The sequence below is a fragment of the Humibacter antri genome (assembly GCF_054777235.1).
In genome coordinates, this window is record NZ_BAAHAW010000042.1 from 25,854 (window position 1) to 44,537 (window position 18,684).

The 18,684-nt window shown below is 67.2% G+C and carries 14 protein-coding genes; all 14 read right to left on the reverse strand.

Annotation, left to right across the window (positions count from 1 at the left end; translation table 11 throughout):
- Positions 1 to 19: 19 nt before the first annotated feature.
- Positions 20 to 1,282 carry a zinc-binding metallopeptidase family protein gene (locus tag ACYVDK_RS15585; RefSeq protein ID WP_460523384.1) on the reverse strand — a complete coding sequence of 421 codons (1,263 nt, stop codon included), beginning with the start codon at positions 1,280 to 1,282 and terminating at the stop codon, positions 20 to 22.
- A gap of 91 nt (positions 1,283 to 1,373) precedes the next feature.
- On the reverse strand, positions 1,374 to 2,012 hold the full coding sequence (locus tag ACYVDK_RS15590) for a trimeric intracellular cation channel family protein (protein WP_460523685.1): 639 nt from the start codon (positions 2,010 to 2,012) through the stop codon (positions 1,374 to 1,376).
- A 120-nt stretch (positions 2,013 to 2,132) separates the two neighbouring features.
- Entirely contained in the window at positions 2,133 to 4,277 is a 2,145-nt protein-coding gene (locus ACYVDK_RS15595) for a beta-glucosidase family protein (RefSeq protein ID WP_460523386.1), read from the reverse strand.
- Entirely contained in the window at positions 4,270 to 4,809 is a 540-nt protein-coding gene (locus ACYVDK_RS15600; protein WP_460523388.1) for a gluconokinase, read from the reverse strand. Before ACYVDK_RS15600 ends, ACYVDK_RS15595 begins: the two co-directional genes overlap by 8 nt.
- Positions 4,806 to 6,056, reverse strand: coding sequence for a D-galactonate dehydratase family protein (gene manD, locus ACYVDK_RS15605; protein ID WP_460523390.1), 1,251 nt, complete (start codon positions 6,054 to 6,056; stop codon positions 4,806 to 4,808). Before manD ends, ACYVDK_RS15600 begins: the two co-directional genes overlap by 4 nt.
- Positions 6,057 to 6,121: 65 nt before the next feature.
- Positions 6,122 to 7,615, reverse strand: coding sequence for a glucuronide transporter (gene uidB / locus ACYVDK_RS15610; RefSeq protein WP_460523392.1), 1,494 nt, complete (start codon positions 7,613 to 7,615; stop codon positions 6,122 to 6,124).
- Positions 7,616 to 7,822: 207 nt separating this feature from the next.
- The gene (locus ACYVDK_RS15615) at positions 7,823 to 9,250 is read right to left on the reverse strand and encodes a mannitol dehydrogenase family protein (protein WP_460523394.1); all 1,428 of its coding nucleotides are present in this window, start codon (positions 9,248 to 9,250) and stop codon (positions 7,823 to 7,825) included.
- A complete protein-coding gene (gene uxaC, locus ACYVDK_RS15620) occupies positions 9,247 to 10,665 on the reverse strand; it encodes a glucuronate isomerase (protein ID WP_460523396.1) in 1,419 nt (472 codons plus the stop codon). Before uxaC ends, ACYVDK_RS15615 begins: the two co-directional genes overlap by 4 nt.
- Positions 10,666 to 10,836: 171 nt before the next feature.
- A complete protein-coding gene (locus tag ACYVDK_RS15625) occupies positions 10,837 to 11,889 on the reverse strand; it encodes a LacI family DNA-binding transcriptional regulator (protein WP_460523398.1) in 1,053 nt (350 codons plus the stop codon).
- A 179-nt stretch (positions 11,890 to 12,068) separates the two neighbouring features.
- On the reverse strand, positions 12,069 to 13,235 hold the full coding sequence (locus tag ACYVDK_RS15630) for a Gfo/Idh/MocA family protein (RefSeq protein WP_460523400.1): 1,167 nt from the start codon (positions 13,233 to 13,235) through the stop codon (positions 12,069 to 12,071).
- Between the two features lie 165 nt (positions 13,236 to 13,400).
- On the reverse strand, positions 13,401 to 14,426 hold the full coding sequence (locus ACYVDK_RS15635; protein ID WP_460523402.1) for a Gfo/Idh/MocA family protein: 1,026 nt from the start codon (positions 14,424 to 14,426) through the stop codon (positions 13,401 to 13,403).
- On the reverse strand, positions 14,423 to 15,268 hold the full coding sequence (locus ACYVDK_RS15640) for a sugar phosphate isomerase/epimerase family protein (RefSeq protein ID WP_460523404.1): 846 nt from the start codon (positions 15,266 to 15,268) through the stop codon (positions 14,423 to 14,425). The genes ACYVDK_RS15635 and ACYVDK_RS15640 overlap by 4 nt, the downstream gene beginning before the upstream one ends.
- Positions 15,269 to 15,701: 433 nt before the next feature.
- Positions 15,702 to 17,294 carry a carboxylesterase/lipase family protein gene (locus ACYVDK_RS15645; protein ID WP_460523406.1) on the reverse strand — a complete coding sequence of 531 codons (1,593 nt, stop codon included), beginning with the start codon at positions 17,292 to 17,294 and terminating at the stop codon, positions 15,702 to 15,704.
- Positions 17,291 to 18,616, reverse strand: a complete 1,326-nt coding sequence (locus ACYVDK_RS15650) for an MFS transporter (protein ID WP_460523408.1) — start codon at positions 18,614 to 18,616, stop codon at positions 17,291 to 17,293. The genes ACYVDK_RS15645 and ACYVDK_RS15650 overlap by 4 nt, the downstream gene beginning before the upstream one ends.
- Positions 18,617 to 18,684: the final 68 nt, after the last annotated feature.

Genomic DNA, 18,684 nt, shown 5'->3' on the forward strand with positions numbered 1-18,684 from the left:
CCGTGGATGAGGATGTCGGTCAGGCCGAAGTCGAACCGACGTAGGCCATCGTCGCCGCGACAAGCGCTTCGGTGCCGGTTCGCAGCGTCGGCTGCATCACCGGGAGGAACTTCGGCGAGTGATTGACGGGGATGTCTTCCAGCACTCGATGCTCCTGCACAGCCTTGTCCCACTCCGCCGGGTCGGCCCCGCCAAGACCCCAGTAGCAGTACGGGATGTCCAGGGCCTCCGGGAGGTCGCTGAAGTCCTCGCTCGCGGTCTGCAGGTCGAGCGCCCCTGCCGCGTCGCCGAAGTAGGCGTCGAACGCATCCCCGACCCGCTTCGTGGCGGCGGGATCGTTCTTCGTGATCGGAAAGGCGCCGAAGCGCTCGATGTCGGGTTCGCGCGGGCATCCGCTCGCCTCGCACTCGGCATTCACGATGCGTTCGATGCCGGCCAGCATGCGCGACATCGTCTCGTCGGAGTACGCCCGCACATTCAGTTCGAGCACCGCAGTGTCGGGGATGATGTTGCTCTTCGTGCCCGCGCGCAGGCTTCCCACCGTGAGCACCGCAGGATCGGTCGCCGCGGTCTCGCGGGAGACGACCACCTGCAGTCGCACCACGATCATTGCTGCGAGAACGACCGGGTCGATCGTGTTCTGCGGCATGGATCCGTGGCCACCGCGGCCATGCACCGTGACGCGCATGCTCTGCGCGGTCGACAGCACGGGGCCGCTTCGCACGCCGACATGCCCCGACCTTCCGGGCAGCACGTGCTGCGCGAGCGCGACCTGCGGGTGAGGCACCTTGTCGAACAGGCCATCGTCGACCATGCCTCTGGCGCCGTCACCGGTCTCCTCCGCCGGCTGGAACAGTGCGAGCACCGTACCGTTCCACGCTTCCTGGTGGGAGGCCAGCAGTCGCGCCGCGCCCATCAGGCAGGAGACGTGCACGTCGTGCCCGCACGCGTGCATCACAGGAACCGTCTCGCCGGTGTCGTCCGTCGCGGTGACGGTGCTGGAGTATGAGGCCCCGGTGTCCTCGCGAACAGGCAGGGCATCCATGTCTGCACGCAGCAGCACGACCGGACCGTCGCCGTTCTTCAGCACTCCGACGACGCCCGTGCCGCCGATCCCGTCGGTCACGGTGTATCCCCACCCGCGAAGACCGTCTGCAACTGTCGCGGCCGTTCGCGTCTCCTGGTGGGAGAGTTCGGGATGCTCGTGCAACTGCACGTAGAGCGCCTCCTGCTCGGCGCGGATCGCCTCGTAGTCCGCGAGGATGCGTTCCGTCTCACTCATGCGATCTCCTTCTTCCTTCTTCAGGCAGGACGAGACTCTCGCTCTGCACTCCATCGGCACGCTGATGACGGTCGACGAGTCTGCCCGCGCGTCAGGACGCCTGCTCCGGCGGGCGGTACGTGCGATCGGCGACGGCGGTCGGAATGTGCCAGTGGTAGCGCAAGGACAGCACTCGGAGTGCGAACACCACGGCCGCGACGACGAAGGTGGTCACGGAGTTGTACCAATGAACCTGCCAGAGCACGGCGATCAGCGCGGCGCCGAGCATCGCGGGAACGGCATAGAGGTCGCGCGGGTTGAAGAGCTGGGGAACGCGGTTGGCCACCACGTCGCGCATGAGTCCCCCGCCGACGGCAGTCGTGACCCCGAGGGCTGCCGCTGAGATCGGGTTGAGGCCTGCGTGCAATGCGGTCACCGTGCCGGTCGTGCAGAACAGTGCCAGCCCGGCGGCGTCGAAGACCAGGAGGGTGCGAGGAAAGCGCTCGACGCTGCGCACCAGCGCGAACACCAGCACCATCGCAACCACCGGCGGCAGTAGATAGATCGGCCTTGCGAAGGCGGTCGGGGTCACCCCGATGATCAGGTCGCGCACGACCCCGCCGCCGAGCCCTGTCAGACCGCCGAGCAGCAGCGACCCCACGACATCGAAGCCGCGTCTGGCCGCGAGCAAGGAACCGGAGATGGCGAAGAAGAACGTACCGAACAGGTCGAACACCAACGCCCACGTCATCATTCACGTCTCCTCGCGCATGCCGGTACCGACAAATCGCACAGTACGCGTTCGGTCGGTGGGGCGCCGGGGTCCCGGCGCTCATCGATCACGCGACGACCCGCTGCCGCGGCCCGCTGATCATCCGTTGGAGATCGTGCCGGTGTACGCGATGTCGAAGGCGGACGTGCCGACATGCACGGTGTAATCGCCCAGCACCGTCCGGAAGCCATGCGCTGCATAGTCCCAGACTGCGAACGGATGATTCGTGGCGGCCGGATCGATAGTGATCGTGACCTCTCGCGAAGCGCCCGGCTCGAGAAACACCTTCGTGAAGCCGATGAGTCGTTTCGGGGGTTGACCCGGCGCCGGGACACCCAGATAGACCTGCACGACCTCGGCACCCGCGACCGCTCCGGTATTGGCGAGCCGGCAGGTCATCACGACCGAGCCGTGCACGCCCTCCGGCGCATCGATCGCGACGTCGGAGAGTGCGAAGGTGGTGTAGGAGAGGCCGAATCCGAAACCGAACAGGGGCTGGATTCCTTGCGTCTGGAACCACCGGTAGCCCAGCTGAAGCCCCTCGGAGTAGCGGATCACCGGGTATCCGTCTCCCTCGTCGGTTCCCGGGTAACGCTCCGGGTGTTCGGCGTAGAGCGTGTCGCTGGCGGACCGGGGATACGAGGTCGGCACCTTCCCCGACGGATTCACGACACCGAAGAGCAGGTCGGCGACGACGTGGCCGTCTTCCGCTCCCTGGTTCCACACCTCGAGCACGCAGGGCGCGCGGTCGATCCACGGCATCAGCACCGGATTGCCGTCCTTGAGCACGACCACTGTTGCGGGGTTGACTCCGAGGAGTTCCCGAAGCATCCTGTTCTGGTCGTCGGGCATGTTGGCATCGGCCTGATCCGTGCCCTCGGTGGAGACGATCCCCGCCATGAGCACGACAGCGTCGGCGCCGGCGGCAGCACGCTTGGCATCCGCGAGGTTCGAGAGGTCGTCGGCGACGGTCACCTTCGTGACGGAGGCCGAAGAACCGAGTCCTTCCAGCACGTCCTGCATGCCTGCCAGCGGGGGCACCGTGTACAGCGGAACCACCCTCGACGACCCGCCGCCGCCCATGCAGGCGTCGTCGACGAACGTGGACTGCCCGATGATGACGATCGAACCGAGCCGGGTATCCAGCGGCAGCAGTACTCCGTCGTTCTTGAGCAGCACGGCCATCTGGCCACCGATCTCGCGGGCCGTGCGGCCGTGCCCTGCCGCGTCGATCGTTCCAGGAGCGTACGGCCGCTCGAACTGGCCGAATCGGAACATCTGCGTGTAGCGGCGGGTCAGGGCTCTGTCGATGGTCTCCAACTCGAGGCTGGTGTCGTTCAGCGCCGCCTGGATGTTGGCCTGGTTCATCCACTTGGCATCCGGCATCTCGTGGTCGAGTCCCGCGTTCAGCGATGGCGCAGCGGAGCGGGCAGACCAGAAGTCGGACTGCACGTAGCCGTCGAAGCCCCATTCCGTGCGCAGGATGTCGGTGAGCGTGTGCCGGTACTCCGTGGCGTAGACACCCCTGATGCGGTTGTACGAGCTCATCACGGCCGCGATGCCGGCGTCTTTGACCAGCATCTCGAAGGGAAGCAGGTACAGCTCACGCATGACGTGCTCTTCGATCTCCACGCTCGCGCGGAACCGTTCGTATTCCTGATCGTTCAGCACGAAGTGCTTGGCCATCGCGATGACATCGTGCGACTGAATGGCCTTCGTCACCTCCACCCCCATCACGCCGGAAAGGTAGGGGTCTTCGGAGAAGTACTCGAAGTTGCGACCCGCGATGGTGGTGCGGTGCAGGCACACGCCGGGGCCCTCCAGCACGTGCTGACCGAGCGTCGCCGTCTCCGATCCGATCAGGTCGCCGTAGGCGTGGGCCAGAGCAGGATCGAAGCTCGCTGCGACTCCGATGGTCATCGGCAACGATGTGGCCGGTGGGCTCGGGGTTCCGTCGCCCATCCCGACGCCCACCGGCCCGTTCGTGATCCTGAAACGAGGAATGCCGAGTTCGTCGATCGCGGCGACGTGCCGTTGCACCTGAATCTGGGCGGCAAGCTCGCTCAGGTCGGCATCGGTATCGGCATCGGCGAACTGCGATGACAAGGCGTAGATGTCTATCGTCTGCATCGCGCCGTGCAGTTGCGCGATCTTCTGCTCCAGCGTCATCGCCTGAACGAGCTTCTCGGCGCGCTGTCGGGGCGACGATCCTGTGCCCTGCCACGGGAATCCGGCGTCAGCCATCCGCAGCCTCCTCACCGTCAAGCGCGATACTACGCACGCCGCGCACGGATGCGGCAACGATCTCCTCGACCTCCTGCGCAATGTCGATGACGGTGCCGCGCTCGCCGGGACCGAGCGGTTCAAGCGTGGTCAGCTGCGAGTCGAGCAGGCTCGATGGCATGAAGTGGTTCGACCGCCCCTCGAGGCGCGTGGCAAGAACCTCGCGCGTGCCGTCGAGGTGCACGAACACCACCTGCTGGCACCATGCACGGATGCGGTCCCGGTACGCGGTCCTCAGCGCGGAGCAGGCGACGATGAGCCCGGCGCCTGAACCGGCCAGCCGTTCGCCGATGCGGTCCAGCCACGGCTCGCGATCCGCATCGTCGAGAGCGACGCCGCCCGCCATCTTTCGGAGGTTCTCGATCGGATGCAAGGCGTCGCCGTCCACGAACGGAACGCCAAGTCGCTGCGCCAGAAGTGCCCCTATCGTGCTCTTGCCGCATCCCGAGACGCCCATGACGACGATCCGGATGCCTGCGCCCGTTCCGATCACCAGTCGTGCATCGAGCCGTCGAGCAGGCGGTTCACGGGCAGGTACGCGCTGGCGTAGGAATAGCCGGCCGCCGCCACGTCGTCGTATTCGACGCCGAGCCCAGGCGCCTCGCCCGGCGCGAGCATCCCGTTCTCGAAGCTGAACGTGGTGCGGAACACCTCGAGTGTGGCCGGGCTGTGCATCATGTACTCCTGAATTCCGAAGTTCTGGATGGCGATGCCCAGATGGATGCCGGCCGCCAGCCCCACGGGTGACACATCGGTCGGCCCATGCATGCCGGACTTGATCTGGTAGATCGCTGCATAGTCGAGGATGCGCCGCAGCGCCGTGATGCCGCCGGCGTGGGTGACGGGCGAGCGCACGTAATCGATCAACTGCTCCTCGAACAGTCCGCGGTAGTCCCAGACCGTGTTGAACACCTCGCCGATGGCGAGCGGGGTGGTGGTGTGTTCACGCACGCGACGCAATGCGGCCTGATTCTCGGCCGGCGTGACGTCTTCCAGCCAGAACAGGTCGTACGGTTCGAGCGACTTGCCGAGCTTGGCCGCCTGGATGGGCGTGAGTCGATGGTGCGCGTCGTGCAGCAGCGGAAGTTCAGGCCCGAACTCGCTCCGCACCGCCTCGAACACACCCGGCACGTGGCGCAGGTAGGCGCGAGTGTCCCAGGTCTCCTCGACCGGGACCGCGTTGCGTCGCGCCGGCTCGTAGTCGTAGCGCTCGTCACTGCCGATGTCTGTTCCGGCGGACGCGTTCTTGCTGTGCGCCACTCCGTATACCGACGGAAGGCCGGGGATGCCGGTCTGCACGCGAATCGCGCGATAGCCCTCTTCGAGGTGCTCGCGGATCGAGTCGAACAGCTCAGGGAGGTCGAGCCCGGAGGCGTGCCCGTAGACCAGCAGTCCTTCGCGGCTCTTGCCGCCCAACAGCTGATACAGGGGCAGACCGGCGGCCTTCGCCTTGATGTCCCACAGCGCTGTGTCGACGGCGGCGATCGCCGCCATCGTCACGGGTCCGCGGCGCCAGTACGCGCCACGGTAGAGGTATTGCCACGTGTCCTCGATGCGGTGGGCGTCGCGCCCGAGAAGAAGGGGCACGACATGTTCCGTCAGGTACGCGGCCACGGACAGTTCGCGGCCGTTGAGCGTGGCGTCGCCCAGCCCCGTCACGCCGTCGTCGGTCGTGATGCGCAGCGTGACGAAGTTGCGACCGGGGCTGGAGACCAGCACCTCCGCCTTCTCGATCTTCATGTGGACTCCTGGTGGGATTCGTCGGTTGTGGAAAGGTTCGGACGGCGCCGATGGGCGAGCGCGCGTCAGAAGGGCCGGCGAGCGGTGCGCAGCGCTGCCGTCGAGAGTGCCGGCGACGTCGCCGTCGGCCCCGTGCCGGTCGTACCTGCGCGCCGCTCCGCGATCTCGGCCACGATCTGCTTGTGGCGCGAGTCGGTCAAGGGATAGGCCGCCATGATGCCGATCGCGATGAGGGCCGTGACGGCGGGGATGAGCCCCTCCGCGGCGCGGATGCCCCACACTGCCGCCGTGCTCTGAGCGGTGGTGGTGCCGATGTAGCCGCTCACGGCGAGCGCGTAGGCGGCGAGTGCGCCGCCTACGGCCTGACCGGTCTTGCGGGTGAACGAGAAGAGTGCGTAGGTGATGCCCTCGGTGCGCACGCCCGTCTTCCACTCGCCATACTCGACCGTGTCGGCCTCGAGCGCCCACACCAGCATGTTCACGAACAGGATGCCGAGCATCGACAGCACGAGACCAGCCACGGCGAGCGCGACCGCGTTCGCCGGCGTGAAGAAGATGATCAGTCCGCCGGCGGCGCAGACCAACCCGCCCACGATGTAGGCGCGCTTCTTGCCTACGCGCCGCACGACGACCGGCACGAACGGTGCGAGCACGAAGGTGAGTGCGAGCTGCACGATCGAGAGAACGGCGTAGAGCGGCAGAGCGTGCAAGACGTCGCGCAGATAGTAGATCTCTATCGTGCTGAACGCCAGCATGCCGGTCAGGAACGCGAACGAGCTGAGGCACAGAAGCAGGAGCGGCTTGTTTCCCTTCAGCGTGGCGAAGCTCTGCCGCAGCGTGACCTTGGGCACGTCGCGCACGACGCGCTCCTTCGCAGTGAATGCGGTGAACAGGTACAGCGCGGTGCCGACCACCACGAAGATCAGCGTCATCGTGGTGAAGAGCAGCTGCAGGTTGTTGCCCGGCACGATCTGCGGGGCGATGAAGACTCCCAGGAACGCGGCGACCAGGGTCGCACCGACCGTGCGGGCGCCGGCCAGCTTCGCGCGTTCACCCGAGTTCGACGTCATCGCCCCCGCCAGCGATCCGTATGGGATGTTCACCAGGCTGTATGCGAGGCCGAGCGCCGCGTACGTCAGGTATGCGTACAGCAGCATCCCGGTCTGGCCGATCTGCGGAATGGAGAACGCCGCAGCGGACAGCAAGAGCAGCGGCACCGAGCCGAACATGATGAACGGACGGAACTTGCCGAACCGCTTGCTGAACGTGCGGTCGACGATGCGGCCGGCGAGAACATCCGAGAAGGCGTCGAAGATGCGCACCACGAGAAGCAGCGTGCCTGCGGCAGCGGCGCTGATCCCGGCCACGTCGGTGTAGTACACGAGCAGGAACATCGTCGCGGTCGTGAACGCGAGATTGTTCGCGGCATCGCCGGCGCCGTAGCCGACGATGTTGAGCCGACTCAGTTTCGAGGCGACAGACGAGTCGGCAGCGGGGGCGCCCGTGTCGGGCACAGTCTGTGTTGTGGTGGTCGCAGTTGTGGTGGTCGCAATGGCCAAGGTGGGCTCCTTCACCCGTGTGGAATGTCAGTGCAGCGACGCCGCTCACGTTTCGGCAACCGGTCGCCATTTGAAGAAGACCACTCTATTGAAACACTGATTCTCACTTTTGGCAAACGATTGCCATCGTTGAATCAGTGTTCACCCGCGTCCATTCGGCCGCGTCGATTCACCCACGTTCTTTCGGCCACGCCCGTTCGGGCACGTCTATTCGGCCGCGATCTGCACGACCCGTGCCACGATGTCCGCTGCAGCGGCGAGTTCCGGATCAATCAGATGCAGCAGCCTCGCTACCGAGTCCGTTGCATCCGCGATCTCCAGTGCCGCCAGCACCTGGTCCTGCTGCGCATCGACCAGCGGCTGCCGACGTGCAAGAGCGATCCACGAGCCGAGCGCACGCATCCCTGCTTCGCCGTCGCGTCCGGCAGCACGTTCGGCAAGAACGATCGGCGCGACGCGCACGCGCAGCTTCGTCGTGGCCTCCATGCCGATCTGGGCGAGCCGGTGCTCGATACGCGCGTTGCCGAACCGCTCGAGCAGCGCGGCGCGATAGTCGTCGAGGCCGAGGCCCTCGGCAGGCAGGTACCGCACAGCCTCGTCCCAGAACTCTCGCACCCATCGCAGGCATGCGGCATCCGAGATCGCCTCGGCGACGGTGTCGTGGCCGCGCAGCGCGCCGGTGTATGCAAGAAGCGAGTGGGCCCCGTTCAGCAGCCACAGCTTGCGCCGCTCGAAGGGTTCGATGTCGTCGACGAAACGGGCACCCGCCGCCTCCCAGCGGGGCCTGCCTGCGGGGAAGTCACCGCACAGTATCCAGTCACGGAAGGGCTCGGTGACGACGGCGGCCGCGTCGATCCAGCCGGTCGCCTCCGCCACCGCGCGCAGATCTTGCGGGGTGGTCTTCGGAGTGATGCGGTCGACCGAGGTGGAGATGAACGACACCTGTTCGGCGATCCACTGCGCGCTTCGCGCGCCGGTGAGTCGAGCGAGGGAGAGGAGTCCCTCGCGCACCAGCGGGCCGTTGTCTGGCATGTTGTCGCAGGGCACGATGGCGATCGGCGCGCCGCCCGAACGGTGCCGGAGTTCGAGCCCGAGCAGAAGCCGACCGAGTGTCGTGGCGGGTCCGCCGGAAAGTGCCAGCGGATCGGAGGTGCCGAGCGCTGCGGTCAGCCAGTTCACGTCGGCGGCCACCGCGGCGTCGTCGGTGTCGACCGTGTGGTCGGCACGCACGCGGTAGCCGGATTCCGTCACCGTGATCGTCACGAGCGCCGTCTGTTCGGCGCTCAACAGCGTCGCGAACCGCACCAGGTCGGCGCCGTCCACCGCTTCGACGAGATCGGTGAGGACTTCGTAGTCGTCTCGCTCCGGCGCCCTCTGCACCAACGTGTACAGACCGCTCTGCGGCGCCAGCTCTTCGGCAGCCGCCGCGGTGCGCCCCGTGAAGGCGACGATCCCCCACTCGTCGGCGTCGGCGGCGTGCGCCGTGAACCAGGCCTGGTGCGACCGGTGGAATGCACCGAGACCGATGTGCACGATGCGCGCGGGCGGCCGCCGCACGGGCCGCGCCGTGCGCTCTTCGAGCGCCTCCGGCGTCAGCGGAACCGCCGTTCGCACACCCACGGTCTCCAGGCTCACAGCTTGAACACCTTCTTGGGCTGATTCACGACCAGATCGACGATCACGCTCTCGGCGCGCTCGATATCGATCCTGCCCTCGCCCACCAGTCGGGCGAGATACGCCGCGTCCAGGCGGCGTGACATGTCGTGTCGCGCCGGGATGGACATGAACGCGCGAGTGTCGTCGACGAATCCGGAGCCCTTGTAGAAGCCGGCCGTCTCCGTGGATGCGGCGCGGAAGCGCTGGACAGCGTCCGGGGCATCGAGGAACCACCACGGTGCACCGATGAACACGCTCGGGTAGAAGCCCGCGAGCGGTGCGATCTCACGCGAGAAGGACGTCTCGTCGACGGTGAACAGCACCAGGTGGAAGCCCGGTGCGTTGCCGAAGCGCTCGAGCAGCGGGCGCAGCGGTTCCACGTAGTCAGTGCGCACGGGGATGTCGTGGCCGGTGTCGGCGCCATAGCGCCGCATCGTCTCGGAATCGTGGTTGCGGAACACGCCGGGATGAACGGTCATGACGAGGCCGTCCTGCACGCTCATCCGTGCCATCTGCAGCAGCATGTGACCACTGAACGCGCGAGCGCCCTCGGCATCGAGAGTTCCTCCGAGCGCCTGTTCGAAGAGCCTGGACGCCTCGGCTCCGTCCAACTCGACGGCAATCGGTTGTGCCACGCCATGGTCGGCAGACACCGCACCGTGTTCGATGAAGTAGCGACGGCGACCCTCCAGTGCGTCGAGGTAGCCGCGGAAGCTGCCTGCACTCGTGCCGTTCCAGCTCGCCAACGCCTGGATCCGTTCGCTCCAGCCGTCGACCAGCGGGTTCACGTAGGCATCGGGGCGAAACGTCGGCACGACGCGGCCGGTGAACGACGGATCCGCGGCGAGCGCATCATGCGCCGACAAGTCGTCCAGCGGATCGTCGGTCGTCGCGAGCACCTCGATTCGGAACTGCTCGAAGAGCGCACGCGGCCGGAACGCAGGGCTGTCGAGCTTCGCCTGGACCGCATCGAACACGCGATCGGCATTGTCGGCATCCGGCTGCTCCGTCAGGCCGAACTGCTCGGCGAACGTGCTCTGCAGCCAGTAGCCGGATGCCGTGCCCGCGTAGAGATGCCAGTTGGCGCTGAAGGTGCGCCAGACCTCACGGGCTGCGGCCGGAGAATCCGAGGAGTCGGAGCTCGGCAGCCCGAGCTGCGACATCGAGATGCCGACCGAATGCAGGACCCTCGTCACATAGTGGTCGTACCGGATGAACAGCTCTGCCGCATCACCGAACGGCTCATCACGCAGGAGCATTCCCGGATCGACGTGACCGTGCGGCGAGATGATCGGAAGTCCGGCCACCGATTCGTAGAGGGCACGGGCGATCCGGCGCCCGTTCGAGTCGGCCGGGAACAGGCGGTCGGGATCGAGTTGCAGCTTCAAGGTCACTCCTTCTTCCCCGCCATGCTATTGCTCTGACAACCGATTGCCAAGTGTTCTCGACAGGACGTGGACACCGCTTTCTGATGCGGATGCCGGCAGGCACGCACGACGAGCAGCGCCAGTTGAAGGCGGCGCTGTCGCCATCAGATCATCGCGGACGTCCGGCCACGAGTGCGCTCACTGCTTCGGTGCGGGTCCCGTGGAATCCCGAACGACAAGGCTCGTCGACAGTGCCGCGGCGCCCTCGCCCTCCGGCCGCTCCCGGCGCTCGACGACATCGAGCACACGCTGCACCGCGTACTCGCCCACGAGGTCGAGCGGCGAGCGGACCGTGGTCAGCGCCGGCGTCGTGAAGTCCGATCCGAAGATGTCGTCGAAACCGATGATGCTCAGTGCACCGGGAACATCCACACCGTTTCGACTTGCCGCCCGGAGCAGACCTATCGCCATCAGGTCGTTGTAGGCGAGCACCGCGGTGACGCCCGATGCCGCCACCCTGGGGAACGCACTCTGCCCGCCCTCGATGGTCGGCGAGCTCGGACCGATCTCCACAATGGTCATGCCGCGCGCGACAGCCTTCTCGATGAGGAGCTGCCAGCGAGCCCTGCTCATCCAGGACCGCGACGGACCGGAAAGGTAGGAGAGCGCTTTGTGCCCAAGCCCGGCCAGATGCTCGAGCGCCTCGTCGATGCCTGTTGCGAGGTCGGGAACGATGTCCTCGACCCCGGTGACCATGCGGTTGATGACGACGACCGGCTTCGTCTCGGCCAGTGCGCGGATCTGTTCGTCGCCGAGACGTGTCGCACCGAGCACGATGCCGTCGACCGAAGGGGCGACACGCTCCGTGGCTGCGGCCTCGCGTTCGCCCGACTCCTGCGACTCGGCGAGCAGGAGCGTGTATCCGGCGCTCGCCGCCGCACGCTCTGCACCTCGCACCACATCGAAGAACACCGGGTTCGTGATGTCGGCGAGGATGAGGCCGAGCGTCTGCGTGCGCCCGGTCGGCAGGGCCCTGGCCATCGGATTGACCCGGTAGCCCAGCTCTCGCGCCGCATCCTGGATGCGCTTCTCGGTCTTCTCGTTCAGTCGCCCCGGCTTGCTCAGTGCTCGCGACACCGTTGAGGGGTTCACACCCGCGAGCTGGGCGATGTCATAGATCGTGGGCGCCGGCCGCGGAGCGTGCGGCCTTGTGGCCTGCGCGGCCCGCACTGCGTCACCGGTGTCGCTCATCGTGTCTCCATTCGTGTGCACCTTCGGGTCACGCCCGCAGGCACCTGCCGCCGCGCAACCAACATTACGAGCAACGGCTGCGCATCCTCCGCACCTGCCTGCAGCGGTTCGAGCGGGCGCGCCGGTGTCTCCCACGGATGCGGGAGCGTCGCTTCTCGCGCGCCGTTGCCCGCCACGCCTCAGGACCGCTCGTCGAACTTGCCTTCCTCGCGGATGCGCAGGTTGAGAAGGTCGAGGTACTCGTCCTCGTCGAAGTCGAGCGACACCTCACGCCCGGTCCAGCTGGAAAGGTGGATCGCATTCGCCAGCCGAACCCCGTTGATGCCGTCTGCACCCGGTGCGATCAGCGGTGTGCCGTCGAGGATGTTCGCGGCGAAGTTCTCGAGCACACCGGCATGCTGGCCGCCCCACACAGAGTCGAACTCGATGACTTCCTGCGAGTACATCGCGGATGTGTCAGCCTGCCCCATGAACAGCTTCCTCACGTCGTCCATGCCGAGGCTCTCGCTGAGCTCGCGCTCGGGCCTGGTCAACCGCGTGACCGTGGCCGTCTTGCTGTTCTCCACGACGATCTTGCCCTTGTCGCCGAGGATCTCCAGCCGATCGGTGCCCACCAGGTCGTGGGTCGCCGTGACGAACACACCGGTCGCGCCGCCGCCGTAGTCGACGACCGCCGTCACCTCGTCTTCGACGGCGATGTCGCGGCGGAACCCATACGCGACTTTCGAGTACACCGACTTCGGCACACCGCACAGCCACTGCCACAGATCGAGTTGGTGGGGCGCCTGGTTGACCAGAACGCCGCCCCCCTCACCGCCCCAGGTGGCCCGCCACTCGCTCTGCTCGTAGTAGCCCTGCGGACGCCACCACGTGGTGATGATCCAGTTCGAACGACGGATCGCGCCGATCTCTCCGGCGTCGAGAATCTCCTTCAGACGTCGGTACAGCGGGTTGTTGCGCTGGTTGAACATGATCGCGAAGGTCAGTTCCGGTTTCGCCTGCGCGAACGCGAGCAACTCCTTCACCTGCTTCGTATAGACGCCCGCCGGCTTCTCGACCAGCGCGTGGACGCCCCGGCTCAGCGCGGCGATCCCCATCTCGGGATGCAGGTAGTGCGGCACGGTGGTCACCACGGCATCCACGTCGCCGCGCTCGAGCAGCGCGATGTAGTCGTCGTAGAACGGGACCTCCGGATACTTCTTCCTCGCCTCGTCCTTCTTCACCGGGTCGATGTCGGCGATCGCTCCGATCGTCATGTTCGGCACCAGCCCCTCGGCGATGAACTTCGCGTACATCCCGCCCTGCGTACCCAGCCCGATGATCCCGAGCCGCACCTTGTCTGTCATATCGTTCGTTTCCTTCTCTCGTGTCGTACCGGGGTCGCCTCGTCGGCGCTGCGTGGGCATCCGCTCTCAGGCCGCGACTCCGGCCGTCTCGTGCAGTTCCCGCTGCTCCTCCAGGAGGCGCCGCCTCTGCTCGCGGCGTGCTTCTTGCCGGCCCGTGGGTGCCTGTCAGCCCCGAGCCACGGGGGCCGACGAGCGGCCGGGGTACGCCTGGTCGTACACGCTCTGGATGATCCGCAGCGTCTTTCGCGCCTCGCGGGGCGAGATCCAGAACGGCTCCGGTCGCGACAGCGACTCGTAGAAGTCGTGGATGAGCAGCGCGTGCGAAGATCCCCAGTACGCACGCTCCCCCGTCGCGGTCCGCTCCTCGCGCACGGTCTCGACTGCACCGTCGGCGAACGTGGCCACCAGGTCGCCTCGCAAGCTCAGCGCACCGTTCTCCGCGATGACATCCACGGTCACGGGCTGGTTCACCACGTTGCTCAGAGTCGCGTAGAACGTGCTTCGTGCACCGCCGGCGTGCTCGAGCACCAGATCGGCGGTGTCTTCCACCTCGATCGTGCCGCCCAGGGTTCGCGTCGCCGCGCCGCCGGTGACCCGTTCCACGTCGCCCGCCAGCCATTGCAGCAGATCGAGTGTGTGGATGGCTTGATTCATCAGCAGCCCTCCACCGCCGTGCGCCCAGGTTCCTCGCCACGGTCGGTCTTCGTAGTACTCCGGGGTGCGGTGCCAGACGACGGTCGCCGACGCGCCGACCACCCGCCCGAGGCGACCGGAGTCGATCAGCTCCTTCGCCGCGCGCACCGGCAGGTTGTACCGGTTCTGGAAGCAGATGCCGATCTTCGCGCCGGACGCCTCGGCGGCGGCCACGAGCGCATCCCCGGCCTCACGCGTGTGCGCGAGGGGCTTCTCGAGAATGACGTTGACTCCGGCGGCGAGCGCCGCGATGGCGATGGATGCGTGCTGGTCGTGCGGGGTGGCGATGTGCACGACGTCGGGGTGTAGGCGCTCGAACAGCTCGTCGTGCGTCTCGAGACCGGGAACACCGTGACGTGAGGATGCCGCGGTGCGGCGGACAGCATCCGTGTCGCAGACGGCCACGAGCTCGGCCAGTGGATCGTTCGCAATCGCGTCGAAGTGCACGCTCGAGACGTCACCGCACCCGATGACCGCGACACGCAGCAGGTCGCTCATTTGGTGCCCACCCCGATGTCGCGAAGCAGTCCGTCGAACGCCCTGGCCGCGACGCCGAACGCTTCGGGACCGGAGAATCCGCCGAGTTCGAACGCCTCGTCGAGGTGCGGCTCCAGCGATGCGAAGCCCGTGTAGCCATCGTCGCGCAGCGCGGTGAGCGTCTGGATGAGTTCGCCGTCGCCCTCACCGGCCGGCACGACCGCACCGGTGGCCGCGACGGCATCCTTAACCTGCAGGTAGTCGAGGTAGGGCCGCAGCATCGCGTACCCGTCGGTGAAGGGCTTGACGCCCACCTGCACGAAGTTCGCGTTGTCCCACGCCAGCCTGAGTGCAGGTGACCCTACCGATTCGACGATGTCGAGCACTCGCGACGGCACATCGCCGTAGATCGCCTTCTCGTTCTCGTGCAGCAGGGTGACACCGGCCCTCTCGGCTTCGACCGCCAGTGCTCGCATCCGCAGCAGTACGTCATCACGAATGCTCTCAACGGGAACGCCCTCACCCCGGAAGAACGAGAAGATGCGGATGTTGACGGTCTCGAGGGCGTGCGCGACGCGGATCACTGCACGCAGCCGCGCCACCTCATGCTCGGGGTCGAGCGCGACGTCGACCTTGCCGATCGGCGACGCCACCGCCGAGACCGCCATGCCGCTGGACTTCACGATCCCCGCCAAGTCGGCCAGTTGGTCGTCGCTGAGATCGACGACGTTGACGCCCCATGCACTGCGCACCTCGATGTGGCGGGCGCCGAGCGCCTTGAGCACAGCGATCTGGATGCGCGGGTCAGGGTCGATCTCGTCGCCGAACCCGGAAAGGGTCCAACTGGTGTCCTGCGGTGCCACAGGGCCTCCTTCGTCGCGTCGTCACCGGTCTCGCCTCCGTGTGCGCCGAGCATCCTGATCTGTTGAACCGGATGCAGACAGGAGCACCTGCTGCCCCGAAGGAGCGTGCGCGAAAGGCACCGCCTACGCTACGCCGCATCCGTCGGTTTTGGCAATCGGTTGCATGCATGAACGCGGAACGAAGCCCGGTTCGTCGGCGACCTGAAGAACAGTCCCGGGAAGAAGGCGCCTCACACATGGTCGATCTCACCGCGCAGCCGAATCGACGAGGTCCACGTTGGCGGAATCCACTACATGGGTGCACCGTCTGCGCGCGTGCAGGAGCACCTCCGCTATTCGCAGCAGCGGTCGAAGATCCCTCTGCTGGTGGCAGCCAACCCGCAGATGGGCGGCTTCGGCGGCTGCAGCCGGTCGTACATCGGCGGGTCGGCGGTCAGCGATCGATCGGGGCCCGTCGCGTCGGGCGGTAGGCGGTCCACTCCGCATCGATGCGCATGACCCGCGGGTCGCCGGTGTCGTACGCGGGCCAGTCGGGGATGCCCTCATGGCCCGGGTTTCCGGTGCGCGCGAACGCCGCCCACGCGAGCGCCATCGCGCGGGAGGTGGCGTGCCTGCTCGGCGCTTCTCCCGCGAACACCGATCGATCGACGTTCGCGAAGGCGAACGGCAGGTCGAGGCTGTGGCACGCGCCGAGCAGGCCGTCGAGCACGTCCGTCTGGTGCGCGAACTCGTAGCAGTACACGGCAGACGACTGCCGGGCTTTCGCGTCGGCCATCGCCAGCGCCGGAGCGCGGAACGTGCGCCCTGCCACAACGCGGGCATAGCGGAGCCGAGCAGGCTCAGACGGGTGCTGCGCGGTGGCAGCGGTGAAGGCATCCTCACCTGACGCACCGAAGTTCGCGACCGCGAGGTCTCGGGCACGCCCCTCGGTGAGAGTCGCGAAGTCGGGGTGACCCGCCATCAGCAGTGCCGGGTCGTGGCTCGCCCAGCCGATCAGCATCGGCACGTCGGCCACCGCGGCGCCGCCCGCAGACGGGAACGGATGCTCCGGCAGGTGCCGGCCGTCGATCGTCGGCCCCCACATCGGCAGCTGTGCTCCCGTCGACGCCGACCCATCAGCGGGCACGGCCATGCCGAAGCCGCCACCGAGCGACGGGCCGAGAGATGCCTGCACGTCGAGCAGCGCCCGCAGCGGCAGCTCGAGAAGCCTCTCGGGATGCGCACGGTCGACATCGAGCCGATCGAGAACCGCTCTGAGGACTCGCTCGGCGTCGTGCGGCTTCGTGAACTCGAGCATCGGCCCGCTCATGTTGATGGCCCGATGCGCGAGGCCCCGGGCCGCCGGCATCACGAGCATGCTGTTCACCTTGCCGCCGCCGCCGGGCTGGCCGAAGATCGTTACGTTGCCTGGGTCGCCGCCGAACCCCGCGACGTTGTCCCGCACCCACGTGAGCGCGGCCACCAGGTCGAGCACACCGGCGTTCGCCGCCCCGTCGAAGCGGTCGGCATCGATCAGGTCGAGCGGCAGGAAGCCGGTGATGCCCAGCCGGGCATTCACCGTGATCACGACCACGTCGCCGAGTGCCGCGAGCCGGTCGCCGTGGTAGAGCGCCGACCCGGCGGAGCCGTGCTGGAACCCTCCGCCGTGGAACCACACCATGACCGGCCGCTTTCCGGCGCGGCCGGGGGTCCAGACGTTCAGGTTCAGGCAGTCCTCGCTCATGCGGGCTCCGTCGAGCGGATGCCCGCCCTTCACATACATGAGCTCCTGCACATCCTGCGCAGCTGCGTGCGACCCGAGCCTGGTGTCCACCTGCGGGGGTGCATCGCCGAACGCGAGCGCCTCACGCACGCCTGTCCAGGGGGCCGCCGGCCGCGGCGGGACGAAGCGGCTGGAACCCGCGGTCGTCGCGCCGTAGGGAATGCCCAGAAAAGACTCGACGCCGTGGAACCGGATGCCGCGCAGACGGCCGGCCGCGGTGTCGACCTCGACGAAGGAGTTCTCGGCGGTCATTTGCGCGGTCATTTGCCCTCCCCGTCGATCGTCGTGAGCGCGAGCTTGTTCGTCTCGCGTCCGAGCAGTGAGCTGGCAGCGGCGATGAGCATGCAGACGGCCGCGAAGGTCGCGACAGGCAGCCACCCGTGCACCCCGAGCGCCTGCTCGATGGCGGGGGCGAAACCGGCGACGATGAACCCGAGCTGCGTGCCGATGGCGACGCCGGTGTAGCGAACACGGGTCGGGAACATCTCGGTGTACATCGATGCACCGACGGCGTTCGCCGCTGCCGAGACGAGCCCGATGACGCACAGGGCCACGATCATGAGCGCGACGTTTCCGCCCGCGATCATCCAGAAGACCGGGAACCAGAGTGCCGCCGCCACGACCATCGACCCGGCGAACACCGGACGCCGGCCGATGCGGTCGGAAAGCGACGCCCACAGCGGTTGCGCGATCAGGCCAACGACGCCGGAGATGATCGAGGCGATCAGAACGAAGCCGGCCGCGATGTGCACGGTCTTCGTGGCATAACCCAGCAGGTACACGCTGACGGTGCTGCCGGCCACGGCGAGCAGGCTGCAGCCGATGACGCGCAGAACGCTGCGCCAGTGGTACCGGAACACGTCGACGAGCGGCACCTTCGCCTCGAGCCTGAGCGCTTTCGTCTCCAGGAAGGCGTGCGTCTCCTCGACCGAGCGGCGGATGAACAACGCGATGAGCATGAGCGGGCCCGCGATCAGGAACGGCACGCGCCAGCCCCAGGCGAGCAGAACGTCACCGGGCATCGACGCAAAGATCAGGAACAGCACGGAGGCGAGCAGGGTTCCGAGCGAGGTGCCCTGCATGGTCCAGCTGGTGTAGAGTGCCCGGCGTCCTGACGGTGCGTGCTCGAGCGTGAGCGAGTTCGAACCGCCCTGTTCGCCTCCCGCCGAGAGGCCCTGCAGCAGGCGGAGCGCGACGAGGATGATCGGCGCGGCAATCCCGATCGCCGCGTACGACGGGATCAGGCCGACCGCGAACGTCGCGATTCCCATGAGGTTGAGCGTGATCATCAGGGTGCGCTTGCGGCCGATCTTGTCGCCGAGGCCGCCGAACACGATCGCGCCGATCGGGCGTGCGACATAGGCGACCCCGAACGTGGCGAACGAGGCGAGCTGGCCGCCCACCACCCCGAGCCCTGCGAAGAACACGGGGCCGAGCACGAGTGCGGACGCGGTGGCGAAGAGCGTGAAGTCGTAGTACTCGACGGTGCTGCCGAAGAGTGCGCTGAGCGCGGCACGCTTGGCCATCCGGGATCCCGGCTGCGAAGAGCGCGCTGATGCGGCCTCGCTCTCAGTGGCTTGGGTCACGATGTTCTCCTTCGAAGACGTTACGGCAGGGCGATCGCTTTTCGGCAACCGCTTGCCACTCGGAGCTA